Here is a 25,711-nt window from a genome sequence, read left to right as displayed (position 1 = left end):
GCGGTGGAGTCGAAGGGGGAGTGCGGGGCCCGCTGGAAGACGACCGCGATCTCCGTCACCCGGCGGCCCAGCCGCTTGCCGGTGCGCAGGTAGAAGGGGACGCCCGCCCAGCGGCGGTTGTCGATCTCCAGCTTCACCGCCGCGTACGTGTCGGTCTTCGACGAGCCGTCGATGCCGTCCTCGTCGAGGTAGCCGATCACCTTCGCGCCGCCCTGCCAGCCCGCGGAGTACTGCCCGCGCACGGTGTCCCGGCCCATGTCCTTCGGCAGCCGCACGGCGCCGAGCACCTTGGTCTTCTCGGCGGCCAGCGCGTCCGCGTCGAAAGAGGCGGGCTCCTCCATGGCCGTCAGGGCCATGAGCTGGAGCAGGTGGTTCTGGATGACGTCACGGGCGGCGCCGATGCCGTCGTAGTAGCCGGCCCGGCCGCCGATGCCGATGTCCTCGGCCATGGTGATCTGCACGTGGTCCACGAAGGACCGGTTCCAGATCGGCTCGAACATGGTGTTGGCGAAGCGCAGCGCCAGGATGTTCTGGACGGTCTCCTTGCCCAGGTAGTGGTCGATGCGGAAGACCTGCTCCGGGGCGAAGACCTCGTGGACGACCTTGTTGAGCTCCTCGGCCGAGGCGAGGTTGTGGCCGAACGGCTTCTCGATCACCGCGCGCCGCCAGGAGCCGCCCGTCTGGTCGGCCAGCTGGTGCTTCTTCAGCTGCTGGATGACCACGGGGAAGGCCGACGGCGGCACCGACAGGTAGAAGGCGAAGTTGCCGCCCGTGCCCTGTGCCTTGTCGAGTTCCTCGATCGTGGAACGCAGCCGCTCGAACGCGTCGTCGTCGTCGAAGGTGCCCTGCACGAAGCGCATGCCCTGGATGAGCTGCTGCCAGACCTCCTCGCGGAAGGGCGTGCGGGCATGCTCCTTGACCGCGTCGTGGACCTCCTGCGCGAAGTCCTCGTGCGCCCACTCGCGGCGGGCGAAGCCCACCAGCGAGAAGCCCGGCGGCAGCAGACCCCGGTTGGCGAGGTCGTACACGGCGGGCATGAGCTTCTTGCGGGACAGGTCGCCCGTGACGCCGAAGATGACCAGGCCCGACGGCCCCGCGATACGCGGGAGCCGTCGGTCCGCGGGGTCACGCAGCGGGTTGCTGCTCGACACCTGTTCAGCCCTCCGAGGGGGCGAGGCGCTTCAGCTCGGCCTCGGTCGACTTCAGCAGGTCGTTCCAGGACGCCTCGAACTTCTCGACGCCCTCCTCCTCCAGGAGCCGGACCACGTCGTCGTACTTGATCCCGAGCTTCTCGACCGCGTCCAGGTCGGCGCGGGCCTGCTCGTAGGTGCCGGCGACGGTGTTGCCGGTGATCTCGCCGTGGTCCTCGGTGGCGAACAGGGTCGCCTCCGGCATGGTGTTCACCGTGTTCGGAGCGACCAGGTCGGTGACGTACATGGTGTCGCTGTACGCCTTGTCCTTCACGCCGGTCGACGCCCACAGCGGACGCTGCTTGTTGGCGCCGGCCTTCTCCAGGGCGTTCCAGCGGTCCGAGGAGAAGACCTCCTCGTACGCCTGGTAGGCGAGGCGGGCGTTGGCGACGGCGGCCTTGCCGCGCAGCGCCTTGGCCTCGTCGGTGCCCAGGGCGTCGATCCGCTTGTCGATCTCGGTGTCCACGCGGGACACGAAGAACGACGCCACGGAGTGGATCTGCGACAGGTCCAGGCCGCGCTCCTTGGCCTTCTCCAGGCCCTCCAGGAACGCGTCCATGACCAGGCGGTAGCGCTCCAGCGAGAAGATCAGCGTGACGTTGACGCTGATGCCCAGGCCGATGGTCTCGGCGATGGCCGGGATGCCCGCCTCGGTCGCCGGGATCTTGATGAGCGTGTTGGGCCGGTCCACCAGCCAGGCGAGCTGCTTGGCCTCGGCGACCGTCGCCCGCGTGTTGTGCGCCAGGCGGGGGTCGACCTCGATCGAGACCCGGCCGTCCTTGCCGCCACTGGCGTCGAAGACCGGACGCAGGACGTCGGCGGCGTCACGGACGTCCGCCGTCGTGATCATGCGGATGGCCTCTTCGACCGTGACCTCGCGGGCGGCGAGGTCGGTCAGCTGGGTGTCGTAGCCGTCACCCTGCGAGATCGCCTTCTGGAAGATCGACGGGTTGGTGGTGACGCCCACGACGTGCTGCTGGTCGATCAGCTCGGCGAGGTTGCCGGACGTGATCCGCTTGCGCGACAGGTCGTCCAGCCAGATCGCCACGCCTTCCTCGGAGAGGCGCTTGAGTGCGTCTGTCATGGAAATTCCATCTCCTACGTGTCGTATATGAGCGTCAGCGCTGGGCTGCGGCGATCGATTCCCGCGCGGCGGCGGCCACGTTCTCGGCAGTGAAGCCGAACTCGCGGAAGAGCACCTTGCCGTCGGCCGAAGCACCGAAGTGCTCCAGGGAAACGATGCGGCCGGCGTCCCCCACGTACTTGTGCCAGGTGAGGCCGATTCCGGCCTCCACCGCGACACGGGCCCGGACGGACGGCGGCAGGACGCTGTCCCGGTACCCCTGGTCCTGCTGCTCGAACCACTCCACCGACGGCATGGACACCACTCGCGTGGGCACGCCGGCGCCCTGGAGCTGCTCGCGCGCCTCGACGGCGACGTGCACCTCCGAGCCGGTGGCGATCAGGATGACCTCGGGCTCGCCGCCTTCGGCCTCGAACAGGACGTAACCGCCCTTGGCGGCGTCCTCGTTGGGCTCGTAGGTGGGCACACCCTGCCGGGTCAGCGCCAGACCGTGCGGCTGGCCCTTGCCGAACTCCTTCGTCCAGCGCCCCAGGATCTCGCGCCAGGCGATCGCGGTCTCGTTGGCGTCCGCCGGGCGCACGACGTTCAGACCGGGGATGGCGCGCAGCGACGCCAGGTGCTCGACCGGCTGGTGCGTCGGGCCGTCCTCGCCCAGGCCGATCGAGTCGTGCGTCCACACGTACGTCACCGGCAGGTGCATCAGCGCCGACAGCCGCACCGCGTTGCGCATGTAGTCGGAGAACACCAGGAAGGTGCCGCCGTAGATCCGGGTGTTGCCGTGCAGCGCGATGCCGTTCATCTCGGCGGCCATCGCGTGCTCGCGGATGCCGAAGTGGATCGTGCGGCCGTACGGGTCCGCCTCCGGCAGCGGGTTGTCCGCCGGGAGGAAGGAGCTGGTCTTGTCGATCGTGGTGTTGTTGGAGCCGGCCAGGTCGGCCGAACCGCCCCACAGCTCGGGGATGACCGCGCCGAGCGCCTGGAGGACCTTGCCGGAGGCGGCACGCGTGGCCACGCCCTTGCCGGTCTCGAAGACCGGGATCTTGTCCTCCCAGCCCTTGGGCAGCTCACCCTTGGCGATGCGGTCGTACTCGGCGGCGCGCTCGGGGTTGTTGTCCCGCCACTGCTGGTACGCCTTGTCCCACACCGCGCGGGCCGCCTTGCCCCGCTCCAGCGCCTTGCGGGTGTGCTCGATGACCTCGTCGGAGACCTCGAAGGACTGCTCCGGGTCGAAGCCCAGCACGCGCTTGGTGGCCGCGACCTCGTCGTCGCCGAGCGCCGAGCCGTGCGCGGCCTCGGTGTTCTGCGCGTTCGGGGCGGGCCAGGCGATGATCGAGCGCATCGCGATGAACGAGGGCCGGTCCGTGACGGCCTGGGCCTTCTGGATCGCCTCGTAGATCGCGGCCGGGTCCAGGTCGCCGTCGGCCTTCGGCTCCACACGCTGCACGTGCCAGCCGTAGGCCTCGTACCGCTTCACGGTGTCCTCGGAGACGGCCGTCTCGGTGTCGCCCTCGATCGAGATGTGGTTGTCGTCCCACAGCAGGATCAGGTTGCCGAGCTTCTGGTGGCCCGCGAGGGAGGACGCCTCGGCGGAGATGCCCTCCTGGAGGCAGCCGTCACCGGCGATGCAGTAGACGAAGTGGTCGAACGGCGACTCGCCCTCGGCGGCCTCCGGGTCGAACAGGCCGCGCTCGTAGCGGGCGGCCATCGCCATGCCCACCGCGTTGGCGACACCCTGCCCCAGCGGGCCGGTCGTCGTCTCCACGCCGGTCGTGTGCCCGTACTCGGGGTGACCGGGGGTCTTCGAGCCCCAGGTGCGGAAGGACTTCAGGTCGTCCAGCTCCAGGCCGAAGCCGGCCAGGTACAGCTGGGTGTAGAGGGTCAGGGACGAGTGGCCGGCGGACAGCACGAAGCGGTCCCGCCCGACCCAGTCGGCGTCCGCCGGGTCGTGCCGCATCACCTTCTGGAAGAGGGTGTAGGCGGCAGGCGCCAGGCTCATCGCCGTACCCGGATGGCCGTTACCGACCTTCTGTACGGCATCGGCGGCCAGGACACGCGCGGTGTCGACGGACCGCTGGTCCAACTCGGTCCACTCGAGGTCTGTGGTGGTCGGCTTGGTGCTCACCCTGGGTCAGGGCTCCTCTCCACATGTCGGATGCCGGTGTATCGGGGCGCCCACCGGCCGCAGCCGAGCCTACCCCCGTGGGACGTGCGTTTTTCCGAGTCACTCCAGAGTGCCGGGGCTGATGGCGATCCGCCTCCTGACTGGGCCGTACCGCATTCGACAGGTGAATACGGAGCCGCTCATCCGGGTGCTCAATCGAGCTTCGGGGCGCCCGTCGGAAGGTGTCCGCCAACACGAGCCGACCCCCGCGAATGTCCGAGTCTGGGCAACGTCTAAAGTGGCGTGGTACGCGCGAGCCTTTACCGGGACTTCACAGGGGTGAGGCTTGCTGGGATGTCTCTGTAGGGGTGTGCGTGACGGCCGTTGAATCCCGTCCAGCGGGGATGACCGGGACGGACCAGAGCCCGGCTCACCGGCCGCTCGGGGCCCGTGTCATGGCATTCGTGGCTCTCACCAAGCCGCGGATCATCGAACTGCTGCTGATCACGACGGTGCCGGTGATGTTCCTGGCGCAGCAGGGCGTGCCCGACCTGACGCTGGTGCTGCTGACGTGCCTGGGCGGTTACATGTCCGCGGGCGGCGCCAACGCGCTCAACATGTACATCGACCGCGACATCGACGCGCTGATGGACCGCACCTCGCAGCGCCCGCTGGTGACCGGCATGGTCAGCCCGCGCGAGTGCCTCGCCTTCGGCATCACGCTGGCGATCGCCTCGACGCTGCTGTTCGGCCTCACCGTGAACTGGCTGAGCGCCTGGCTCGCGCTCGGCGCGCTCCTGTTCTACGTGGTCGTCTACACGATGATCCTCAAGCGCCGTACCTCGCAGAACATCGTGTGGGGCGGCATCGCCGGCTGCCTGCCGGTGCTGATCGGCTGGTCCTCGGTCACGAACTCGATGTCGTGGGCGCCCGTCATCCTCTTCATGGTCATGTTCTTCTGGACGCCGCCGCACTACTGGCCGCTGTCCATGAAGGTCAAGGAGGACTACGCGCGCGTGGGCGTGCCCATGCTGCCGGTGGTCGCCTCCAACAAGGTGGTCGCCAAGCAGATCGTCATCTACAGCTGGGTCATGGTCGCCGTCTCGCTGCTGCTGACCCCGCTCGGCTACACCGGCTGGTTCTACACGTCGGTCGCGCTGCTGGCGGGCGGCTTCTGGCTCTGGGAGGCGCACGGTCTTCAGAACCGCGCGAAGGCGGAGGTGACGGGCGCGAAGCTGAAGGAGATGCGGCTGTTCCACTGGTCGATCACCTACGTCTCGCTGCTCTTCGTCGCGGTCGCGGTCGACCCGTTCCTGCGCTGACACCCCGACGTACGTCACACCGCCCCGCCCTCGCGAGTCGATCTACTCGTGAGTAGCATCCTGGTCATGGCAGAGACGCAGCAGGCAGACCCCAAGGCCGAGCGCAAGGCCGCCCGGCTGGCCCAGCAGATCAGCTCCTTCTCCAAGGCCCACGGCGGCGCCGAGGGCCAGGTCGCCTACCTCGGCGAGCGCGGCGCCCGCATCGTCCTGGTCGGCGAGGACGGCACCTGGGGCGACCTGGTCGCCCCCTCCTACGAGATCGCCGAGAAGGCCGTGGAGAAGTCGGGCATCACCCGCCACGAGACCTTCGACGGCGAATTCGCCGCGAAGGTCAAGACGGGCCGCTACGAGTGGTCCCGCATGGCCGGAATCCAGGTGGGCGGCCCCAAGAACGACTGACCCGCTTTTAGGGGCGCGGGGCTGTACCGATGTGCGGCTCCGCCGCGTGGGCGCGACCAGCCACATCCGGTCCGCACTCGCCCCACGACACCGGCCGCCCACCCCGGGGCCGCGACCTCACACCCGGTTCACCCGTTAGGACCCGTAAGAGCAACAGGGTCCACACCGGGAGGCCCGGATGATCGAAACGCCGTCACTGGTGGACCAGTATTGCCACGGAGTGCTGCGCACGGAGCTGGGCCTCGGCACCTTCGAGGCCCACCTCAGCCACACCGAGGGCCCGCCCGCTCCCGGCACCACCCTCTTCGACACCCAGACCGGCTTCGCGGTCAGGCGCTGGTGCCCTCCCCTGCTCGGCCTCGAACCGCACTGCACGCCCGCCCACTACCTGGCCCGACGCCGCGAACTGGGCGTCTGGGAGTCCGGCCGCCGGCTGCTGCGCGGCAGCGGCATCACCACGTACCTGGTCGACACGGGCCTGCCCGGAGACCTGACGGAACCCGGCGAGCTGGCCTCCGCCGGAGCCGCCGAGGCCCGCGAGATCGTACGCCTGGAGCTCCTCGCCGAGCAGGTCGCCGACACCTCCGGAACCGTCGAGTCCTTCCTCGCCAACCTCGCCGAATCGGTGCACGCGGCCGCCGCGCACGCCGTCGCCTTCACCTCGGTCGCGGGCGTACGGCACGGCCTCGCCCTCGCGCCGGAGCCACCCGGGCCGGGCGAGGTGCGCGGGGCGGCCGGCCGCTGGCTCGCCGGGCGCGGCGTCGGCGGGGAGCTGAGCGATCCGGTGCTGCTGCGGCATCTGCTGTGGAGCGCGGTCGCCTCGGGGCTGCCGCTCCAGCTGCACGCGGGGCTGGGCGGCCCCGGCCTGCGGATCGACCGTACGGACCCGGTGCTGCTGACGGACTTCGTACGGGCCACGGCCGGTCTGGGCACGGACCTCGTCCTGCTGCACGGCTACCCGTACCACCGGCACGCCGCGCATCTCGCCGGTGTCTTCCCGCACGTCCACGTCGACTGCGGCGCCGCCCTGGTCCGCACGGGCGCGCGGGCCGCGACCGTCCTCGCGGAGATCCTGGAGCTGGCGCCGTTCGGCAAGATCCTGTTCTCCACCGGCGCGCAGGGGCTGCCCGAGCTGCACGTGGTGGGCGCCCGGCTCTTCCGCGAGGCCCTGGGACGGGTGCTCGGCACCTGGGTCGCCGAGGGAGCGTGGTCCCTGACCGACGCCCAGCGGGTGGCGACCATGCTCGCGTCGGGGAACGCGCGCCGGGTCTACGGGCTCGGCTAGGCCTTGGTCAGGCTCGCCTCGGCGGCCGGGCCGGGCACGTCCGCGGCCGGCTCCGAGCGTTCGCGCAGGGACAGCACCACCCGCAGCACCCAGATCCACATCGCGGCCGAGCCCAGCATGTGCAGGCCGACCAGCACCTCGGGCAGGTCCGTGAAGTACTGCACGTACCCGATGACGCCCTGCGCGAGCAGGATCAGGAACAGCTCGCGGGTGCGGTTCAGCGGGTTCCTGGGCGCGTCGACCGCCTTGAGGACGAACCACAGGGCGAACGTCAGCGTCACCACGATCCACGCCAGCACGGCGTGCAGCTTGCTCACCGTCTCCCAGTCGACCGGCATCCGCTCGACCTCGCTGGAGTCGCCCGCGTGCGGGCCCGCGCCGGTGACGACCGTGCCGACCAGGATGAGCAGGACGGCCGCCGCGACCAGGAACCACACCAGCTGCTGCACGGCCTTGCCGACCAGCGGTCGCGCCGCCCCGTCGCCCTCCCGGGTGCGCTGCCACATCACCGTGGCCACCGCGATGAGCGCGGACGTCGCGACGAAGTGGGCCGCGACCGTGTACGGGTTCAGACCGACCAGCACCACGATGCCGCCGAGGATCGCGTTGCTCATCACGATCCAGAACTGCGCCCAGCCCAGCCGGACCAGACCCCGCCGGTACGGCTTCTGCGAGCGCGCGGCGATGATCGCCCAGCCGACGGCCGCGCACAGCACGTACGTCAGCATGCGGTTGCCGAACTCGATGGCGCCGTGGAAGCCCATCGCGCTGGTGGCGGTGAGCGAGTCGTCGGTGCACTTGGGCCAGGTCGGGCAGCCCAGGCCCGAGCCGGTCAGCCGGACGGCGCCGCCGGTGACGACGATGATCACCGACATCAGGAGCGCGGAGAGAGCCGCGCGCCGGACCGTCCGGGGGTGTGGGGTCCAGCGCTCGGCGATGAAGGCGAGCGGGTTGCGCAGGGCGGCCTGGGCGTCGGCGCGGGTCAGGTGTGGCACGCCCACCATCGTAGGCCGCCGCTTGTGCACACTTTCACGAGGGTCCGTCACAGGACACCGTCCCTACTCCCAGCGGAAGAACGTCCCGGCCGCCGCCAGCCCCGCGACCGCCCAGACGGCCAGGATCCCCAGGTCCCCCCAGGGCATCCCGGCGCCGTGCTGGAGCACGTCCCGCAGCCCGTCGGACAGGGCCGCGATGGGCAGCAGGCCCAGCACGTCCTGCGCGGCGGCGGGGAACTTGTCGAGCGGCACGACGACCCCGCCGCCGACGAGCAGCAGCAGGAACACCAGGTTGGCCGCGGCCAGGGTCGCCTCGGCCTTCAGCGTCCCGGCCATCAGCAGGCCGAGGCCCGAGAAGGCCGCCGTGCCGAGGACCAGGAGCAGCAGCACGGCGAACGGGTTGCCGTGCGGCGACCAGCCCAGCGCGAAGGCGATCGCCGTCAGCAGGATCACCTGGAGCACCTCGGTGACCAGCACGGACAGGGTCTTCGCCGTCATCAGGCCCCAGCGGGGCAGGGGCGAGACGGCCAGCCGCTTCAGCACGCCGTAGCGGCGCTCGAAACCGGTCGCGATGGCCTGGCCCGTGAACGCCGTCGACATCACGGCAAGCGCGAGGACGCCCGGCGCGAGGAAGTCGACCGCTTCGCCGGAGCCGGTGTCCACGATGTCCACGGTGCTGAACAGGGCCAGCAGCAGGGCCGGGATCACGACCGTCAGCAGCAGCTGCTCGCCGTTGCGCAGCAGCATCTTCGTCTCGAGCGCGGCCTGGGCCGCGATCATGCGGGGGAGGGGCGCCGCGCCGGGCTTCGGCGTGTACATCCCCGTGCCGGTGGCGGTCACGAGCGCAGCTCCTTGCCGGTCAGCTCCAGGAAGACGTCTTCGAGGGTGTGCCGCTCCACGGAGATCCTCTCCGGCATCACGCCGTGCTGGGCACACCAGGAGGTGACCGTCGCGAGCAGCTGCGGGTCGACCTTGCCGGTGACCCGGTAGGAACCCGGGGTCAGCTCGGCGGCCGAGCAGTCGGCGGGCAGGGCCTTCAGCAGTGAGCCCACGTCCAGGCCCGGCCGGCCCGAGAAACGCAGCGTGTTCTCGGCGCCGCCCCGGCACAGCTCCTCCGGGGAGCCCTGGGCGATGACCCGGCCCGCGTCGATGATCGCCACGTCGTCGGCGAGCTGCTCGGCCTCGTCCATGTAGTGGGTGGTGAGGATCACCGAGACGCCGTCGGCGCGCAGGTCCCGCACCAGGTCCCAGGTGGCGTGGCGGGCCTGCGGGTCGAGCCCGGCGGTCGGCTCGTCCAGGAAGACCAGTTCGGGACGCCCGACCACGGCCATGGCCAGCGCGAGGCGCTGCTGCTGCCCGCCCGACAGCCGCCGGTACGTCGTACGGCCGCAGGAGCCGAGCCCCAGCCGTTCGATCAGCGCGCCCACGTCCAGCGGATGCGCGTGCAGCCTGGCCACGTGCCGCAGCATCTCGTCGGCACGGGAGCCCGAGTAGACGCCGCCGGACTGGAGCATCACGCCGATGCGGGGCCGCAGGGCGGAGGCGTCCCCGACCGGGTCGAGGCCCAGGACGCGCACCGTGCCGGAGTCCGGCTCGCGGTACCCCTCGCAGGTCTCGACCGTGGTCGTCTTGCCCGCCCCGTTGGGGCCGAGCACGGCGGTCACACCCGCCCGGGCCACCAGGTCGAGCCCGTCCACCGCGGTCTTCGGGCCGTACCGCTTCACCAGGGCCTGGACCTGGACCACGGGCTCACTTCGCATGGGTCCAGAGTCTAGGTACGCGCGCGGCGGCCCGGACCGGGGGGTGCGGCTACTCCTCCTCGCGCGGCCGGTGGACCGCGAGCCACCGCTCGGCGTAGGCCACCGCGTCCGCCACCGGGAACAGCCGCGCCTCGGCCGCGCCGACCTTGCCCCGGACGACGGGACGGTCCCGCTCGAAGTCGTAGCCCAGCTCGTCGAAACGGTCCGAGTCGATCGACACCTCGGTCACGGTCTCCCAGCCGTCGGGACCGGGCCGGCCCACCACGACCCGCGGGGACGGGATGCGGTACTCGGCCAGGTGGAAGCTCGTACAGGAGGCGTAGCCGGCCCCGAGCAGCAGGACGCGGGCGCCCATCGCCTCAAGTTTCGCCAGCGGGCTGCGCTCGCCGAGGCGGCAGTCGGTCGCGTGCCCGTCGAGCACCTCCGCCGCGCGCGGGCCGAGCGCCGCGAACGAGGTCTGCGGATGCGCGCTGCGCAGGGCGCCGGGCCAGGTGCGCACGGTCTCCGGCACGACGCCGACCCCCCGGGACGGCGTGATCCGCGGGTCGTAGCCCGGCATGGTGGCGCGGATGTCCGGCCACCACTGAGGGGGCACGGGCGGATTGCTCCACAGGGCCGGGTCGGAGAGCTCGCCGGTCTGGGTGGGGACCACGAGGGTGCCCTGCGGGCCGAGCACGTCGAGCAGGCCCCGCACCACCGTGACGGCGCCGCCGTTGACCCAGCCGAGGGAACGGAGCGAGGAGTGCACGAGCAGCGTCTCGCCGGGGCGTACCCCGAGCTCGCCGAGCTGGGTCCGGAGCGTCTCACGGGTGACAAGAGGGCCGGTCGGAGGGGGTGTGGGCATGGTTTCGGAGTGTCCCCGAAGCGGCTGCCGCATGCCACCGGTTTGATCAAGCGGAGATCGTTTCCGCAGGTCAGATTAGGTTTGCCTAAGTGACGCAGGGCACCTTGGGCGGAGACCGGGCGGCTTGCCCGGTCCGGAGGAATTACGCAACAATGGCGTTGTGAAAAACGTCGGCGAGGCACCCCACGAGGAGCTGGCGACCGGGGAGCGGTCCACCCGCAACCGGGTCGCGCGGTCCATCCTGGACCACGGCCCCTCGACCGTCGCCGAACTCGCCGAGCGGCTGGGCCTCACCCATGCGGCCGTGCGCCGGCACCTCGACGCCCTGACGGGCGACGGTGTCGTGGAGGCACGCGAGCAGCGGGTGTACGGCGCGCGGACCCGCGGCCGGCCCGCCAAGGTGTTCGCCCTGACGGACTGCGGGCGGGACGCCTTCGACCAGTCCTACGACAAGCTCGCGGCGGACGCCCTGCGCTGGATCGCCGACCGCGAGGGCGGCAGCGAGGCGATCGCCGCCTTCGCCCGCGCCAGGATCGCCGCACAGGCCGGTGCCTACCGCGCCGCGGTCGCCTCCGCCTCCCCCGAGGAGCGGACGGAAGCCCTCGCCAAGGCGCTGAGCGCCGACGGGTACGCTGCTACGGCGCGCAGCGCGCCCCACCCCCAGCAGGGTGAGCAGCTCTGCCAGCACCACTGCCCGGTCGCCCACGTCGCCGAGCAGTTCCCGCAACTGTGCGAGGCGGAGACGGAATTTTTCGCCGAGCTGCTCGGTACGCATGTCCAGCGGCTCGCCACCATCGCGCACGGCGACGGCGTCTGCACGACGTTCATCCCCAAGATTTCCCACAACGCATCTGCAAGCACGGCCGGGAGGAACCCCGCATGACTCTCCCCACGGAGACTGCCCACCCCGAGCTCGAGGGCCTGGGCAAGTACGAGTACGGCTGGGCCGACTCCGACACGGCCGGCGCCTCCGCCAAGCGCGGCATCAACGAGGACGTCGTCCGGGACATCTCCTCCAAGAAGAACGAGCCGGAGTGGATGACCAAGCTCCGCCTCAAGGGCCTGCGCCTGTTCGAGAAGAAGCCCATGCCGAACTGGGGCTCGGACCTCTCCGGCATCGACTTCGACAACATCAAGTACTTCGTGCGCTCCACGGAGAAGCAGGCGGAGTCCTGGGAGGACCTGCCCGAGGACATCAAGAACACGTACGACAAGCTCGGCATCCCCGAGGCGGAGAAGCAGCGCCTCGTCGCCGGTGTCGCCGCGCAGTACGAGTCGGAGGTCGTCTACCACCAGATCCGCGAGGACCTGGAGGAGCAGGGCGTCATCTTCCTCGACACCGACACCGCGCTGAAGGAGCACCCGGAGCTCTTCAAGGAGTACTTCGGGACCGTCATCCCCGTCGGTGACAACAAGTTCGCCTCGCTGAACTCCGCCGTGTGGTCGGGCGGCTCCTTCATCTACGTGCCGCCGGGCGTGCACGTGGAGATCCCGCTCCAGGCCTACTTCCGGATCAACACCGAGAACATGGGCCAGTTCGAGCGGACCCTGATCATCGTCGACGAGGGTGCCTACGTGCACTACGTCGAGGGCTGCACCGCCCCGATCTACAAGTCGGACTCGCTGCACTCCGCGGTCGTCGAGATCATCGTCAAGAAGAACGCCCGCTGCCGCTACACGACCATCCAGAACTGGTCGAACAACGTCTACAACCTGGTCACCAAGCGCGCCGTGGCGTACGAGGGCGCGACCATGGAGTGGATCGACGGCAACATCGGCTCCAAGGTGACGATGAAGTACCCGGCCGTCTACCTCATGGGCGAGCACGCCAAGGGCGAGACGCTGTCCATCGCCTTCGCGGGCGAGGGCCAGCACCAGGACGCGGGCTCCAAGATGGTCCACATGGCGCCGAACACGTCGTCGAACATCGTGTCGAAGTCCGTGGCGCGCGGCGGCGGCCGCACCTCCTACCGCGGTCTCGTCGAGATCGGCGAGGGTGCCCACGGCTCGAAGTCCAACGTGCTGTGCGACGCGCTGCTCGTCGACACCATCTCCCGCTCCGACACCTACCCCTATGTGGACGTCCGCGAGGACGACGTGTCCATGGGGCATGAGGCGACCGTCTCCAAGGTCTCCGAGGACCAGCTCTTCTACCTGATGAGCCGGGGTCTGAGCGAGTTCGAGGCGATGGCGATGATCGTGCGCGGCTTCGTCGAGCCCATCGCCAAGGAACTCCCCATGGAGTACGCGCTGGAGCTCAACCGGCTGATCGAGCTGCAGATGGAGGGCGCGGTCGGCTGACCGCCCCCTCGACAGCAGACGTCCCACTCAGGAAAGAGAGCACTACGACAGCCATGGCTGAGGCCCAGAACATCCCGGTGGGCTCCACCACCGCCGGCTCGATCGCCGTCGCGGCCGAATCGACCGTCGCCACGCGCATGAGCGCGCCGCCGTCCTTCGACGTGGCGGACTTCCCCGTCCCGCACGGCCGCGAGGAGGAGTGGCGCTTCACCCCGCTGGAGCGCCTGCGCGGCCTGCACGACGGCACCGCCGTCGCCACCGGCAACGGCGTGAAGGTCGACGTCCAGGCCCCCGAGGGCGTCATCGTCGAGGCCGTGGACCGCGACGACGCGCGGCTCGGCAAGGCCGGCGCCCCGGTGGACCGCGTCGCCGCCCAGGCGTACTCGGCCTTCGAGAAGGCCTCGGTCGTGACCGTCCCCAAGGAGACCGTCCTCACCGAGCCCATCCGCATCGCGGTGCACGGCGAGGGCGGCACCGCCTTCGGCCACCAGGTGATCGAACTGGGCGCCTTCGCCGAAGCCGTCGTGGTCATCGACCACACCGGCGACGCGGTGCTCGCCGCCAACGTCGACTACCTCCTGGGCGACGGCGCCAAGCTCACCGTCGTCTCCGTGCAGGACTGGGACGAGAAGGCCGTCCACGTCGCCCAGCACAACGCGCTCGTCGGCCGCGACGCCTCCTTCAAGTCCGTCGTCGTCACCTTCGGCGGCGACCTCGTCCGGCTGCACCCGCGCGTGCGGTACGCCGGTCCCGGCGGCGAGGCCGAGCTGTTCGGCCTGTACCTCACCGACCAGGGCCAGCACCAGGAGCACCGCCTCCTGGTCGACCACAACGTCCCGCACTGCAAGTCCAACGTCGTCTACAAGGGCGCCCTCCAGGGCGACGCCGCGCACGCGGTGTGGATCGGCGACGTGCTCATCGAGGCCAAGGCCGAGGGCACCGACACCTACGAGATGAACCGCAACCTGGTCCTCACGGACGGGGCGCGCGTGGACTCCGTACCGAACCTCGAGATCGAGACCGGCGAGATCGTCGGCGCCGGCCACGCCTCCGCGACCGGCCGCTTCGACGACGAGCAGCTCTTCTACCTCATGGCCCGCGGCATCCCGGAGCAGGAGGCCCGCCGTCTGGTGGTCCGCGGCTTCTTCGCCGAGCTGGTCCAGCAGATCGGCCTCCCCGACATCGAGGAGCGCCTGATCGCCAAGATCGAGGAGGAGCTGGAGGCGGCCGTCGCATGACCTTCGTACGCGCCTGTGGACTGGGCGAGCTGGAGGAGGACACCCCCAAGCGGGTGGAACTCGACGGCACCCCCGTGTCCATCGTGCAGACCGAGGGGGAGGTGTTCGCGATCCACGACATCTGCTCGCACGCGAACGTCTCCCTGTCGGAGGGCGAGGTCGACGACTGCCACATCGAGTGCTGGCTGCACGGCTCGCGCTTCGACCTCCGCTCCGGCAAGCCCGACGCCCTCCCGGCGACGCGCCCCGTCCCCGTATACCCCGTAAAGATCGAAGGGGACGACGTGCTCGTCTCCCTCACCCAGGAGTCCTGAGGCACCCATGGCAACGCTTGAAATCCGAGACCTGCACGTCACCGTCGAGGCCGACAACGCCACGAAGGAAATCCTCAAGGGCGTCGACCTCACCGTGAAGCAGGGCGAGACGCACGCCATCATGGGCCCCAACGGCTCGGGCAAGTCGACCCTCGCCTACTCCCTCGCGGGTCACCCGAAGTACACGATCACCGGCGGCACCGTCACCCTCGACGGCGAGGACGTCCTGGAGATGTCCGTCGACGAGCGCGCCCGCGCCGGCCTGTTCCTCGCGATGCAGTACCCGGTCGAGGTCCCGGGCGTCTCCGTGTCGAACTTCCTGCGCACCTCCGCCACCGCCGTGCGCGGCGAGGCCCCCAAGCTGCGCACCTGGGTGAAGGAGGTCAAGGAGGCCATGCAGCGCCTCAACATGGACCCCTCCTTCGCCGAGCGCAACGTCAACGAGGGCTTCTCCGGCGGTGAGAAGAAGCGCCACGAGATCCTCCAGCTGGAGCTCCTCAAGCCCAAGATGGCGATCCTCGACGAGACCGACTCCGGCCTGGACGTCGACGCCCTGCGCGTCGTGTCCGAGGGCGTGAACCGCGTCCGCGAGACGGGCGAGGTCGGCACCCTGCTGATCACCCACTACACGCGCATCCTGCGCTACATCAAGCCCGACCACGTGCACGTCTTCTCCGGCGGCCGGATCGTCGAGTCCGGCGGCGCCGAGCTCGCCGACAAGCTGGAGAACGAGGGGTACGAGGCATACACGAAGGGTGGCGCATCCGCGTGACACAGCTGCCGGGCCTCCTCGACACCGAGGCGATCCGCAAGGACTTCCCCATCCTGGACCGACAGGTCCACGACGGGCGGAAGCTCGTGTACCTGGACAACGCGGCGACCAGCCAGAAGCCGCGTCAGGTGCTGGACGCACTCAGTGAGTACTACGAGCGCTACAACGCCAACGTCCACCGCGGTGTGCATGTGCTCGCCGAGGAGGCCACGGCGCTGTACGAGGGCGCGCGCGACAAGGTCGCGGAGTTCATCAACGCGCCCTCGCGCGACGAGGTGATCTTCACCAAGAACGCCTCGGAGTCGCTCAACCTCGTGGCGAACATGCTGGGCTGGGCCGACGAGCCCTACCGCGTGGACTCCGAGACCGAGATCGTCATCACGGAGATGGAGCACCACTCCAACATCGTGCCGTGGCAGCTGCTCGCGCAGCGCACGGGCGCGAAGCTGAAGTGGTTCGGCCTCACCGACGACGGCCGCCTGGACCTGTCGAACATCGACGAGATCATCACCGAGAAGACGAAGATCGTCTCCTTCGTGCTGGTCTCCAACATCCTCGGCACCCAGAACCCGGTCGAGGCGATCGTGCGCCGCGCCCAGGAGGTCGGCGCCCTGGTCTGCGTCGACGCCTCCCAGGCCGCCCCGCACATGCCGCTGGACGTGCAGGCCCTCCAGGCCGACTTCGTGGCCTTCACCGGCCACAAGATGTGCGCGCCGACCGGCATCGGTGTGCTGTGGGGCCGCCAGGAGCTGCTGGAGGACCTGCCTCCGTTCCTCGGCGGCGGCGAGATGATCGAGACGGTGTCGATGCACTCCTCGACCTACGCCCCCGCGCCCCACAAGTTCGAGGCGGGCACGCCCCCGATCGCCCAGGCGGTCGGCCTCGGCGCGGCGATCGACTACCTCGACTCGATCGGCATGGACAAGATCCTCGCCCACGAGCACGCGCTCACCGAGTACGCGGTCAAGCGGCTGCTGGAGGTCCCCGGCCTGCGGATCATCGGCCCCACCACGGCCGAGGAGCGCGGCGCGGCGATCAGCTTCACCCTCGGGGACATCCACCCGCACGACGTGGGCCAGGTCCTCGACGAGCAGGGCATCGCGGTCCGGGTCGGCCACCACTGCGCGCGGCCGGTCTGCCTGCGGTACGGAATTCCTGCGACCACGCGAGCGTCGTTCTATCTGTACTCCACGCCGGCCGAGATCGACGCGCTGGTCGACGGCCTGGAGCACGTACGGAACTTCTTCGGCTGAGGGGCGTGCTGAACGGTGAAACTGGACTCCATGTACCAGGAAGTCATCCTGGACCACTACAAGAACCCGCACGGGCGGGGCTTGCGGGATGGCGACGCCGAGGTGCACCACGTCAACCCGACGTGCGGTGACGAGATCACCCTGCGCGTGAAGTACGACGGCACCACGATCGAGGACGTCTCGTACGAGGGCCAGGGCTGTTCGATCAGCCAGGCGAGCGCGTCCGTCCTGAACGACCTCCTCGTCGGCAAGGACCTCTCCGACGCGCGGAAGATCCAGGAGACCTTCCTGGAGCTGATGCAGTCCAAGGGGAAGCTCGAACCCGACGACGCGATGGAGGACATCCTGGAGGACGCGGTCGCGTTCGCCGGGGTGTCCAAGTACCCGGCCCGGGTGAAGTGCGCCCTGCTGAGCTGGATGGCCTGGAAGGACGCTACGGCCCAGGTGCTGGGCGGAGCCGACGCCGAGAAGGAGACGACGGCATGAGTGAAACCGTTGAGATGAAGCCCGCCTCGGAGGAAGAGGTCCGTGAGGCGCTGTACGACGTCGTCGACCCCGAGCTGGGCATCGACGTCGTCAACCTCGGCCTGATCTACGGCATCCACATCGACGACGCGAACATCGCGACGCTCGACATGACCCTGACCTCGGCGGCCTGCCCGCTGACGGACGTCATCGAGGACCAGGCGAAGTCCGCCACGGACGGCATTGTGAGCGAGCTGCGCATCAACTGGGTCTGGATGCCGCCGTGGGGCCCGGACAAGATCACGGACGACGGGCGCGAGCAGCTGCGGGCTCTCGGGTTCAACGTCTGAGATCCACTGACGCACGCAAGGGCGGCACCCGTTGCGGGTGCCGCCCTTCCGTGTGCTCAGCCCAGCCCGTCCACCAGCTGGAACGCTGAGTCCGAGTGGAACAGGTGGCTGTTCTCGTAGGGGTCCAGGCGGAGCTGGAAGTTGCGGTGGCGCAGGAAGCGGCCCGGGTAGTTCGCCGACTCCAGCGTGATCGTGCCCGACGCGGACCAGACGTGCGGGCAGAACGTGGCGTCCTTGCCGAACAGTGACGAGCCGTCGTGCGCGTCGGCGACCAGCACGAAGCTGCGGTGGCGCAGATAGCGGCCGTCGGCGGTGGCGAAGGAGTAGCAGGAGGAGTCGGCGAGGCCGGCGACGCGCCGGAAGGTGGCGTCCTCGCGCTGCTCGGAGCCCGAGCCGATCTGGTCCAGGCGCACGGAGCCGTCGCGCACCCGCCAGTAGCGGTCGGGGTAGTTGACCGAGCGTATGGAGATGCCGTGCGAGGCGGGCGCCTTCGGGGGCTTGGACGGTTCCGGGGACGCCTTGGGCGGCTTCGGGGCCTTCGTGGCGGGCTGCGGGCTCGCCGAGGCGCTCGGGGCGCTGGTGGTGGGGATGGGGGACGGATGCGCGCGGCCCGCGCCGGGCTTCCCGGCCGCGGCGGCGGACGGTGTCGCGAAGGAGATCAGGCCCCCCGGGGCCGAACTGCTGAGGGTGCTCGGCTCCGCCGCCGCCCGGCGTTCCGGCTCGCCCGACTCCCTGTTCATCACGGTGATGGCGGTGGCGCACGCGGTGACCGTCGCCAGGGCCAGCGCGCCCGCCAGCCAGAGCCGTCGCGTTCCCGGTGCCCGGGTGGTGTCCGGGGCCCAGTCGCTTTCCCAGGGGCGGTCCTGCGGCGGCCGGGACTTCTGTTCTGCCATGCGCTGTTCCTCCGGCGGGGCACCCTTGACGGCGGCGCAGTTGTGGTGACCCGGTGTGTGATCGGTGACACCGTAGTGGACGCGTGGGGCGGCTGTGACGCGTTTATGAGAGCGGTTTCTCTCCGATCTCACTTCGAGATCAAGGGCTCGCCGCCTACGGCCGCACCGGCGTTGTGTACCCCGGCGCCCGGCCGCGCAGCGTCGTACGCTGGAGACCCCCCGGCCCGCGGCGCGCGTCGGACGACTACCAATTCAAGACCCTCGACGAACTGCTGGTCGCCGCGCTGCGGCAGGCCGACGAGGGCTTCGCCAAGGTGGTCGCCCTGCGGCCCGTCGCCGCCGAGTGGGCCGAGGGCGTCGCCGAGCTGCTGTCCCGGCGTACGGATCCGGTGACGGCGCGGGGCCCTGGTGGCGGTCGTCGACGGCATCTGCCTGCACGTGCTGCTGACGGGGGTGCCGTATGACGAGCAGTACGCGCGCGAGGTGCTGGGGCGGGTGCTCGCGGGGGCGCGTGGACAGGGCCGGTGAACGGGGTGTCCGTGCTGCTGGGGGGTGTTCTGGCGGGGTGAATACGAGGTGGATACCGCCCGTCCCGTGAGACGCCCCCGCACCGGTTCGCATCCACCGGTGTCCGCCGGTTAGGTTGCCCTCATGACCGACACGACTGCTCCTCGCACCACCGGCGCCGTGGCCGCCGGCCTCGCCACGATCGCCGCCGACGGCACCGTTCTCGACACCTGGTTCCCCGCGCCCGAGCTGGCCGAGGCGCCCGGCCCGTCCGGCACCGAGCGGCTGTCCGCCGAGCGTGCCGCGGAACTGCTCGGCGGTGGGGCCACCGCGGCGATCGGCCCGGACGCCCGCCGGGGCGTCGAGGTGGTCGCGGTCCGCACGGTCATCGCCTCGCTCGACGAGAAGCCGATCGACGCGCACGACGCCTACCTGCGTCTGCACCTGCTCTCCCACCGCCTGGTCAAGCCGCACGGCCAGAGCCTGGACGGCATCTTCGGCTTCCTGGCCAACGTCGCCTGGACCTCGCTCGGCCCGGTCGCCGTCGACGACCTGGAGAAGGTCCGCCTGAACGCCCGTGCCGAGGGCCTGCACCTCCAGGTGACCTCCGTCGACAAGTTCCCGCGGATGACGGACTACGTGGCCCCCAAGGGCGTCCGGATTGCCGACGCCGACCGGGTCCGCCTCGGCGCCCACCTCGCCGAGGGCACCACCGTCATGCATGAGGGCTTCGTCAACTTCAACGCCGGCACGCTCGGCACGTCGATGGTCGAGGGCCGCATCTCCGCCGGTGTCGTCATCGGCGACGGCTCGGACATCGGCGGCGGCGCCTCGACGATGGGCACCCTCTCCGGCGGCGGCAACGTCATCATCTCCATCGGCGAGCGCTGCCTGATCGGAGCCGAGGCGGGCGTGGGCATCGCCCTCGGCGACGAGTGCGTCGTGGAGGCGGGCCTGTACGTCACCGCCGGCACCCGCGTCACCATGCCCGACGGGCAGATCATCAAGGCCCGCGAGCTGTCCGGCGCGTCCAACATCCTCTTCCGCCGCAACTCCGTCACCGGCACGGTGGAGGCGCGTCCGAACAACGCGGTGTGGGGCGGTCTGAACGAGATCCTGCACAGCCACAACTGACCACCGGCGGCCGTGACTTGCGGCCGCGTTATGGATCGACGCCCTGACCTGCTGCTGAGCTGTCGGCGGTTTGTCGAAGTCGGTCACCACTGAGCGCCCTTCCACGGCCCGAGAACGGCCCGGGAGGGCGCTCGCGTTGCGCATACGGCCTGCCCTGGGCCGGGAAGACTCCCCGGAGCAGAGGGGGAGGTTGCCGGGATGAGTTCCCTTGCACAACAGGTCCTGACCATCGCTGGCGTCGTCGTAGGCGTACTTGCTTCTTTTGTGGCGACGAGTCTGACTGAACGCTCCAGGTGGAAAAGAGCGCAATCAACCCGATGGGACGAAAGGCGCCTCACGGCTTACGGTGAATACGGCAACGCCGTCAAGTCGAGTGTGCGCTTGTGCTACCGGGTTGCTGCGACAAGGAGCTTTGTTCCTACGAGTCAGCCGATTGATGTACAAGTCGGCCTGAACGCGCTGGCAGAGGCAGAGAACGAGCGCGCAGCCAGGTGGGAGACCGTACTGCTGGTGGGGGAACCGGCCACGATATCGGCGGCCCGAACATGGCACGAGGCAGTCTGGAAATTGGAGCTGCTTGTCCGTGCAGATGACACAGAGGCTGACGATTTCGTTGAGGCGTATAAAGCGTGCGTTCGACTGCGGAATGAATTTTACGGTCGCGCCCGCTTGGATCTCGGCGTGGTCAGCGGCGACATCCCTGCGCCCACTTTCGGGAGCCTCAGGCTGACGAATAGTTCCACATCAGGGGTTGACTAAGGGGCGTCCCGTAAAACAGGGGCCCGGTGGGATGCCCGGCATCAGTTGGTACGGTTGTCCGTATTCGGGTGGCCTGGGCATTCAGCTGGCCTCAGATCTCATGGAGGCCGGGCGGTGCAGTTCGTCTGCCGGAACTTTGGACTGTCGGACCTGCCCCGGCGCGGCCTCACTCCGCAGGAGGCGCCCCTGGAGGTGCTGCTCCTCGACATCGAGGCAGAACTGTCGATCTGGGAGCAGGGGCGGGAGGTGTGGTCCGAGGAGGCGTTCCCGGTGGCTGAGCTGGCGTACCACCTGGCGCTCTGGTTCCAGAGCCCGGCTGCCGGTCACGAGGACTTCGAGCTTGATTCGATGCAGGCCGGGGAGGGGATGATCCGCATCGTCCACTCCGATGAGGGCTGGCGGGTCGGTTCCATCTTCACGCAGGACTTCTGGACCCCACCCCTTGCTTGGGACGTTCTCGTAGCAGAGATCAAGCGGTTCGACGGTGCCGTGCGCGAGGGCATCGCCGGGATGGGCATCGACCCCGCCTTCATCCCAGAGCCCTGGGACTGTTCCGGCCTGGCCGACCGGTTGGAATGATCACGATGTGGCTGGTGTGATCACGGCGTCGCAGCCGTCCTGGATAGGCTCGTTCACCGGGCTGAGCCCGCGCTGCTTCCGTAAGCTCGTGACCGTCCTGCGCCGCGATGTCGTCCACCCGGGCGCCGGCTGGGGCGAGGTTGGGCCAGGGATGTCCTGCTCTGTCGGAGGCGGCGGACCGTAGGAGGTCAAGGAGAGTGCACCCGGGGTAGCCCTGAAGGGGACGACCCATGGGTCTGTGGAACCCAACCATCTTTTCCAGGTGGCGCTGCCTGACCATGCCGTCGCAGTGCCTTGAGTACAGGCAGTGCAAAAGCTGTTGTTGGCGCGACGAAAGCGACGCCACCGCGTCAGTTGGCGGCTCGTCGTTGTAGAGGCGCCCGGGGATCAAAACCTGCTGGCCCTCGACAGCGACCGAAAACGAGACTGCCTCGGCATCGTTTGCAAGCTCGGCCGGGAACGCCGTGATCAACGGATGGCTGCGGTCCGAAAGCGGCTGCACAGGCCGAGCATAGATGGATGCCTCAGCCAGGTGGTTGGCATCAATGGCCTCACACCCGCCCAACCCGGCGAAGGTAAGCGGACAAACATGCCGACCGGCGCACCCCTAGAGCGACCGGCAGGCGCGCCGGCCATCGTCCTCCTTGGAGAGGACGAAGCCCCCGCCTTCATGGGTCGGGCGCTCGGGCTCGTCGGCGTCGCAGAAGTCATCGAAGAGCGTGTGGAAGACGTGGTCCAGGTTCTCGAAGACCGAAGGATCGAGCCAGACGTCCCGCTGCCATGGCGGGTTGGCCAGAGCCAGTACAACGGGTACGACGTGGACTCGGTGGTTGGCTATGAGACGGGCGTCTTCGCTCACGGGGCCGAGCCTAGCGACGAGACCCTGCGCGCTGAGAAACACCCCGGCTCGCCTGACCGCCATCCCTGAGAGGAAGGCCCCGTTCCCGTACGGATGACCCGGCGTGACCTCCTGGTGGGCTTGGCAGATGAACGGGTGGACGCAGTGTCCGATCAGACGTCGAACCGACGAAACGAGGACCGGGGCATGAGGAACGAGCGGGGGCGGGCCGGGGTACACCGGCTGGCCGGGGTGGCCGCGGCGCTGGTGGTCTGCTGGCTGCCGGCGGGGGCCGCGCACGCCGACGAGACCAACACGGGCTCGCACAACGGGCATCGGGTGGGTCTGATCAACGTCAACGTGGGGCAGATCGACGACCCGGCGGAGGACGTGCTGGAGCACACGCTGCTGTTCGGGGACGGGTACGCCTGGAACTGAACAGAGGGAGCAGACGGGGACGGTCCGTATCGCAGGTGACTGCGCGCGGGCCGTCCCCGTCTTTTCTCCTGGCCGGTGGCATAGCGCGGCACGTCCGTACGCGTCACAGCAAGTACGGGGGCGAGCACATGGCCCGCTCCGGGGGAGAGTGAAGGTGACGATGGATGCCGAAGCGCAGGAGAGTTTCCGGGAATTCGTGGCGAACCGGTCGTCCGCGCTGCTGAAGACCGCCGTCCTGCTGAGCGGCGGCGACCGGCACGCGGGCGAGGACCTGCTCCAGAACGCGCTGATCAAGGCGGCGGGCCGCTGGCACCGCATCGACGAACCCGAGGCCTACGTCCGGCAGATCCTCTACCGCCAGCAGGTCAGCCGCTGGCGGCTGAAGTGGCCGCGGCGTGAAGTGAGCGTCGCCGAACTGCCGGAGACCGGCACCGACCCGGACGCCTCAGGCGCCGCCGAGCTGCGTCTGGTGATGCGCGGCGCGCTCGCCCGGCTGACCGCACGGCAGCGCACCGTGCTCGTGCTGCGCTATTTCGAGGACCTGCCCGAGGGCGAGGTGGCCCGCATCCTGGGCTGCTCCGTCGGCACCGTACGGTCCGCCACCCACCGTTCCCTCGCCCGGCTGCGCGCCCTCGCACCCGAGCTGGCCGCCCTCGGCCCGGCCGCCGCCGAACAGCGGCGCTCCCCTGACTACTCGCCCGTGGAGGTGCGGCAGTGAACGTCGACGAGCTCGTGCGTGACGCGCTGCGCGACCAGGCCGAAGGGCAGCCGCCCGCGGCCCCCGGCTTCGCCGAGCGGGTGCTGGCCGTCCGCCGGCGCCGCCGCAGTCGGCGGATCGCCTCCGTGGCGGCCGCGGCCGCCGCCGTGATCGCCGTGGCCGTGGCTGTGCCCGGCCTGGACTCCGGCGAGCGGGACGCACGCCCCTCGGGCGGTATCGAACAGACCGCCATCACCCCCCGCCCGGATCAGTCGCCGCCGCGCGACATCATCGCGGCGGGGCGGGTCGCGCTCGCCGCGTACTACACCACCAGGACGGTCGAGCAGTCCGCCGACCGTGCCGTTTCGGAGCGCACGTACTGGCTGCTCGACCCCGGCACGAAGAAGTACGCGAAGGACGACCGCTGGTCCTACGTCGCGATCGCCCCCGGACTGAGGACCGCAGCCGTCCTGGAGCGGAACCTGCCGGTACCGCGCATCGGGCTGCTCGACCTGGAGAGCGGCCAGGTCAAGCGGTGGATCCCGGTCGACCGGCCGGTGGCGGGGGTGGAGTTCTCCCCCGACGGCAGGAAGCTCATCGCGACGTCGTACAGCGAGAATCCCGACCGGCGGGTGAAGATCGAGGGGTCGGAGGACTGGGACGCGCCGTTCACGGAGTCGGACCGGACCGGTTTCCACGTCATCGACGTGGCCTCCGGGAGCAGTTCCTGGGCCGGGGTCAAGGTCGGCGGTGACGCGAACGATCCCACCGCGTTCCTCAACTCCCGCCAGGACTTCGCCTTCACCCACGACGGCCGCCTCGTCTGGTCCGGGATGCCCACCGATCCCGGTGAGAAGTTCTACGACCTCAGCGGCAAGGAGGTCCCCGCTCCGGCGGTGGAGCGGTACCGGGACTGGTTCGTCGACGCGGGGGTCTCGCCGGACGGGCGGCTCGTCGCCGGTCAGTTCGCGGGGCGCAAGTGGAAGACGTCGTCCTACGTCCTCGACGGCCGCACCGGCGAGAAGCGCGAGGTGCGCGGTCAGCAGCTGCTGGCGTGGGCGGACGGGAACTCGCTCGTCGCCTGGGACATCGGGCCGGACGGGAACGAGTACCACCAGCGGCTGGTCCTGGTGACCCTCGGCCGTGCGAAGACCGTCCCGCTCAGTGGCTTCCGGTCGCCCAAGGACAACACCGAGGGGCGATGGGAGCCGGTGTTCGCCGTGCGGTGATCAGGCCTCGGTGAGGGCCGCGTGGAGCGACAGCAGGGTGTCGGTAGTCGCCGCGTCGGCGGCCCGCAGCGGGGCGCGGACCGGGCCGGCGGGCAGGGCCAGGGCGTTCAGGAGCGCCTTGGCCGTGACGGTGCCCGGCAGGCCGGCCGACATGATCGCCTCGATGAGGGGTGTCGCCTGGTGCTGGAGGCGGGCCGCCCGGGTTGTCTCGCCCGCGTCGAACGCGTCCAGGACGGCGCGCAGGCGGGCCGGGACGACGTTGGCGACGGTGCTGACGTATCCCGCGCCGCCCACGGCGTACAGCGCGAGGTTGTGTTCGTCGCAGCCCGCGTAGTACGCCAGGTCCGTGCGGGCCATCACCTTCTGGGCGCCCAGGAAGTCGTAGGAGCAGTCCTTGACCGCGACGATCCTGGGGTGCCCGGCGAGGCGGAGGATCGTCTCCGGATCGATGCGGGTGCCGGTGCGCGCCGGGATGTCGTAGAGCATGATCGGGAGTTCCGAGGTGTCCGCGATCTCTCGGAAGTGGGCCTCGATCGCGTCCTGCGGGGGCCTGCTGTAGTAGGGCGAGACCACCAGCAGGCCGTCCGCGCCCGCCTTGTGCGCCTCCCGGGCCAGTTCGGCGGTGTGCCGGGTGTCGGGGGTGCCGATGCCCGTGATGACCTTCGCGCGGTCGCCCACCGCCTCTCGGACGGCGGTGACGAGAGCCGACTTCTCCGCGTCCGTGGTGGTGGGTGACTCGCCCGTCGTGCCGGAGAGGACCAGGCCGTCGCAGCCGTTCGCCACCAGGTGGGCGGCGAGGTGCCGGGCGCCGTCGAGGTCCAGGGTGCCGGACGGGGTGAAGGGGGTGATCATGGCGCAGAGGGCGCGGCCGAAGAAGGGTGCGGGCGGTGTGGTCATGGGGGTAGTGTCGGCCCGTTCACCGTGTAGCTCCACTTAATTCCGCTTCGCTGTACTGTTAAGTGTT

Annotated in this window: 26 protein-coding genes and 2 pseudogenes; 18 read left to right on the top strand and 10 right to left on the bottom strand. The window is 69.9% G+C overall.

The window, feature by feature from the left end:
• The 3 genes from zwf to tkt all read right to left on the bottom strand — a co-directional run.
• A partial coding sequence (zwf, locus tag AB0I06_RS28310; protein WP_363121656.1) for a glucose-6-phosphate dehydrogenase occupies positions 1-1,151 on the bottom strand: 1,151 nt, incomplete at its 3' end.
• Between the two features lie 4 nt (positions 1,152-1,155).
• The gene (gene tal / locus AB0I06_RS28305) at positions 1,156-2,274 is read right to left on the bottom strand and encodes a transaldolase (RefSeq protein ID WP_363121654.1); all 1,119 of its coding nucleotides are present in this window, start codon (positions 2,272-2,274) and stop codon (positions 1,156-1,158) included.
• Between the two features lie 34 nt (positions 2,275-2,308).
• The gene (tkt, locus tag AB0I06_RS28300) at positions 2,309-4,396 is read right to left on the bottom strand and encodes a transketolase (protein ID WP_363121653.1); all 2,088 of its coding nucleotides are present in this window, start codon (positions 4,394-4,396) and stop codon (positions 2,309-2,311) included.
• 383 nt (positions 4,397-4,779) lie between these two features.
• Between tkt and AB0I06_RS28295 the strand changes: the two genes are divergently transcribed.
• The 3 genes from AB0I06_RS28295 to AB0I06_RS28285 all read left to right on the top strand — a co-directional run bounded on the left by AB0I06_RS28295 (position 4,780) and on the right by AB0I06_RS28285 (position 7,381).
• Complete coding sequence (locus AB0I06_RS28295; protein ID WP_363121652.1) at positions 4,780-5,697, top strand: heme o synthase; 918 nt, start codon at positions 4,780-4,782, stop codon at positions 5,695-5,697.
• Between the two features lie 66 nt (positions 5,698-5,763).
• A complete protein-coding gene (locus AB0I06_RS28290) occupies positions 5,764-6,096 on the top strand; it encodes a hypothetical protein (RefSeq protein ID WP_363121651.1) in 333 nt (110 codons plus the stop codon).
• A gap of 178 nt (positions 6,097-6,274) precedes the next feature.
• Positions 6,275-7,381, top strand: a complete 1,107-nt coding sequence (locus AB0I06_RS28285) for an amidohydrolase family protein (RefSeq protein ID WP_363121650.1) — start codon at positions 6,275-6,277, stop codon at positions 7,379-7,381.
• Here AB0I06_RS28285 and AB0I06_RS28280 read toward each other — a convergent pair.
• From AB0I06_RS28280 to AB0I06_RS28265, 4 genes are read right to left on the bottom strand one after another with little or no spacing between them, the layout of a single operon-like run.
• The gene (locus AB0I06_RS28280; protein ID WP_363121649.1) at positions 7,378-8,385 is read right to left on the bottom strand and encodes a COX15/CtaA family protein; all 1,008 of its coding nucleotides are present in this window, start codon (positions 8,383-8,385) and stop codon (positions 7,378-7,380) included. The two genes, AB0I06_RS28285 and AB0I06_RS28280, sit on opposite strands and share 4 nt — an antisense overlap.
• 54 nt (positions 8,386-8,439) lie before the next feature.
• Positions 8,440-9,195 carry an ABC transporter permease gene (locus AB0I06_RS28275; RefSeq protein WP_363121661.1) on the bottom strand — a complete coding sequence of 252 codons (756 nt, stop codon included), beginning with the start codon at positions 9,193-9,195 and terminating at the stop codon, positions 8,440-8,442.
• 17 nt (positions 9,196-9,212) lie between these two features.
• The gene (locus AB0I06_RS28270) at positions 9,213-10,136 is read right to left on the bottom strand and encodes an ABC transporter ATP-binding protein (RefSeq protein WP_363121648.1); all 924 of its coding nucleotides are present in this window, start codon (positions 10,134-10,136) and stop codon (positions 9,213-9,215) included.
• 49 nt (positions 10,137-10,185) lie between these two features.
• Complete coding sequence (locus tag AB0I06_RS28265) at positions 10,186-10,980, bottom strand: AAC(3) family N-acetyltransferase (RefSeq protein ID WP_363121647.1); 795 nt, start codon at positions 10,978-10,980, stop codon at positions 10,186-10,188.
• A gap of 160 nt (positions 10,981-11,140) precedes the next feature.
• On the opposite strand from AB0I06_RS28265, the gene AB0I06_RS28260 reads away from it, so the two are divergent.
• From AB0I06_RS28260 to AB0I06_RS28225, 8 genes are read left to right on the top strand one after another with little or no spacing between them, the layout of a single operon-like run.
• Positions 11,141-11,863, top strand: a complete 723-nt coding sequence (locus tag AB0I06_RS28260) for a MarR family transcriptional regulator (RefSeq protein WP_363121646.1) — start codon at positions 11,141-11,143, stop codon at positions 11,861-11,863.
• Positions 11,860-13,281, top strand: a complete 1,422-nt coding sequence (gene sufB / locus AB0I06_RS28255) for a Fe-S cluster assembly protein SufB (protein ID WP_062926168.1) — start codon at positions 11,860-11,862, stop codon at positions 13,279-13,281. The genes AB0I06_RS28260 and sufB overlap by 4 nt, the downstream gene beginning before the upstream one ends.
• A 53-nt stretch (positions 13,282-13,334) precedes the next feature.
• A complete protein-coding gene (gene sufD, locus AB0I06_RS28250) occupies positions 13,335-14,519 on the top strand; it encodes a Fe-S cluster assembly protein SufD (RefSeq protein ID WP_363121645.1) in 1,185 nt (394 codons plus the stop codon).
• Entirely contained in the window at positions 14,516-14,833 is a 318-nt protein-coding gene (locus tag AB0I06_RS28245) for a non-heme iron oxygenase ferredoxin subunit (protein ID WP_020273986.1), read from the top strand. Before sufD ends, AB0I06_RS28245 begins: the two co-directional genes overlap by 4 nt.
• A gap of 7 nt (positions 14,834-14,840) precedes the next feature.
• Complete coding sequence (sufC, locus tag AB0I06_RS28240) at positions 14,841-15,605, top strand: Fe-S cluster assembly ATPase SufC (RefSeq protein ID WP_363121644.1); 765 nt, start codon at positions 14,841-14,843, stop codon at positions 15,603-15,605.
• Positions 15,602-16,858, top strand: coding sequence for a cysteine desulfurase (locus AB0I06_RS28235; RefSeq protein ID WP_363121643.1), 1,257 nt, complete (start codon positions 15,602-15,604; stop codon positions 16,856-16,858). The genes sufC and AB0I06_RS28235 overlap by 4 nt, the downstream gene beginning before the upstream one ends.
• Positions 16,859-16,873: 15 nt before the next feature.
• Positions 16,874-17,344 (top strand): Fe-S cluster assembly sulfur transfer protein SufU, encoded by a 471-nt coding sequence (sufU, locus tag AB0I06_RS28230; RefSeq protein WP_033310795.1) that lies wholly within the window; start codon positions 16,874-16,876, stop codon positions 17,342-17,344.
• On the top strand, positions 17,341-17,673 hold the full coding sequence (locus AB0I06_RS28225; protein WP_363121642.1) for a metal-sulfur cluster assembly factor: 333 nt from the start codon (positions 17,341-17,343) through the stop codon (positions 17,671-17,673). Before sufU ends, AB0I06_RS28225 begins: the two co-directional genes overlap by 4 nt.
• Before the next feature lie 56 nt (positions 17,674-17,729).
• Here AB0I06_RS28225 and AB0I06_RS28220 read toward each other — a convergent pair whose 3' ends face one another.
• Positions 17,730-18,566 (bottom strand): AbfB domain-containing protein, encoded by an 837-nt coding sequence (locus AB0I06_RS28220; protein WP_363121641.1) that lies wholly within the window; start codon positions 18,564-18,566, stop codon positions 17,730-17,732.
• A 245-nt stretch (positions 18,567-18,811) separates the two neighbouring features.
• Between AB0I06_RS28220 and AB0I06_RS28215 the strand changes: the two are divergent.
• From AB0I06_RS28215 to AB0I06_RS28200, 4 genes and pseudogenes are all read left to right on the top strand, one after another.
• A pseudogene (locus AB0I06_RS28215) lies at positions 18,812-19,094 on the top strand (TetR family transcriptional regulator); the annotation flags it as partial.
• A gap of 123 nt (positions 19,095-19,217) precedes the next feature.
• The gene (gene dapD / locus AB0I06_RS28210; protein WP_363121640.1) at positions 19,218-20,207 is read left to right on the top strand and encodes a 2,3,4,5-tetrahydropyridine-2,6-dicarboxylate N-succinyltransferase; all 990 of its coding nucleotides are present in this window, start codon (positions 19,218-19,220) and stop codon (positions 20,205-20,207) included.
• Positions 20,208-21,080: 873 nt separating this feature from the next.
• Positions 21,081-21,545 carry a hypothetical protein gene (locus AB0I06_RS28205; protein WP_363121639.1) on the top strand — a complete coding sequence of 155 codons (465 nt, stop codon included), beginning with the start codon at positions 21,081-21,083 and terminating at the stop codon, positions 21,543-21,545.
• A 7-nt stretch (positions 21,546-21,552) separates the two neighbouring features.
• Positions 21,553-21,651 (top strand): annotated as a pseudogene (locus AB0I06_RS28200) (IS5/IS1182 family transposase); the annotation flags it as partial.
• A gap of 501 nt (positions 21,652-22,152) precedes the next feature.
• On the opposite strand, the gene AB0I06_RS28195 reads toward AB0I06_RS28200, so the two are convergent.
• A complete protein-coding gene (locus tag AB0I06_RS28195; RefSeq protein ID WP_363121638.1) occupies positions 22,153-22,404 on the bottom strand; it encodes a hypothetical protein in 252 nt (83 codons plus the stop codon).
• A 186-nt stretch (positions 22,405-22,590) separates the two neighbouring features.
• On the opposite strand from AB0I06_RS28195, the gene AB0I06_RS28190 reads away from it, so the two are divergent.
• The 3 genes from AB0I06_RS28190 to AB0I06_RS28180 all read left to right on the top strand — a co-directional run bounded on the left by AB0I06_RS28190 (position 22,591) and on the right by AB0I06_RS28180 (position 24,747).
• Positions 22,591-22,821 carry a hypothetical protein gene (locus AB0I06_RS28190; RefSeq protein ID WP_363121637.1) on the top strand — a complete coding sequence of 77 codons (231 nt, stop codon included), beginning with the start codon at positions 22,591-22,593 and terminating at the stop codon, positions 22,819-22,821.
• Positions 22,822-22,981: 160 nt separating this feature from the next.
• Positions 22,982-23,539 (top strand): SigE family RNA polymerase sigma factor, encoded by a 558-nt coding sequence (locus AB0I06_RS28185; RefSeq protein WP_363121636.1) that lies wholly within the window; start codon positions 22,982-22,984, stop codon positions 23,537-23,539.
• Entirely contained in the window at positions 23,536-24,747 is a 1,212-nt protein-coding gene (locus tag AB0I06_RS28180) for a WD40 repeat domain-containing protein (protein ID WP_363121635.1), read from the top strand. Before AB0I06_RS28185 ends, AB0I06_RS28180 begins: the two co-directional genes overlap by 4 nt.
• Here the strand turns inward: AB0I06_RS28180 and dapA are convergent, their stop codons facing one another.
• Entirely contained in the window at positions 24,748-25,644 is an 897-nt protein-coding gene (gene dapA, locus AB0I06_RS28175) for a 4-hydroxy-tetrahydrodipicolinate synthase (RefSeq protein ID WP_363121634.1), read from the bottom strand.
• Between the last annotated feature and the right edge of the window lie 67 nt (positions 25,645-25,711).

The sequence above is a fragment of the Streptomyces sp. NPDC050674 genome, assembly GCF_040654575.1.
In the GTDB taxonomy this organism is placed as follows: domain Bacteria; phylum Actinomycetota; class Actinomycetes; order Streptomycetales; family Streptomycetaceae; genus Streptomyces.
Note: the sequence above shows the minus strand (reverse complement) of the source record. Positions and strands in the feature narration are given on the sequence as shown.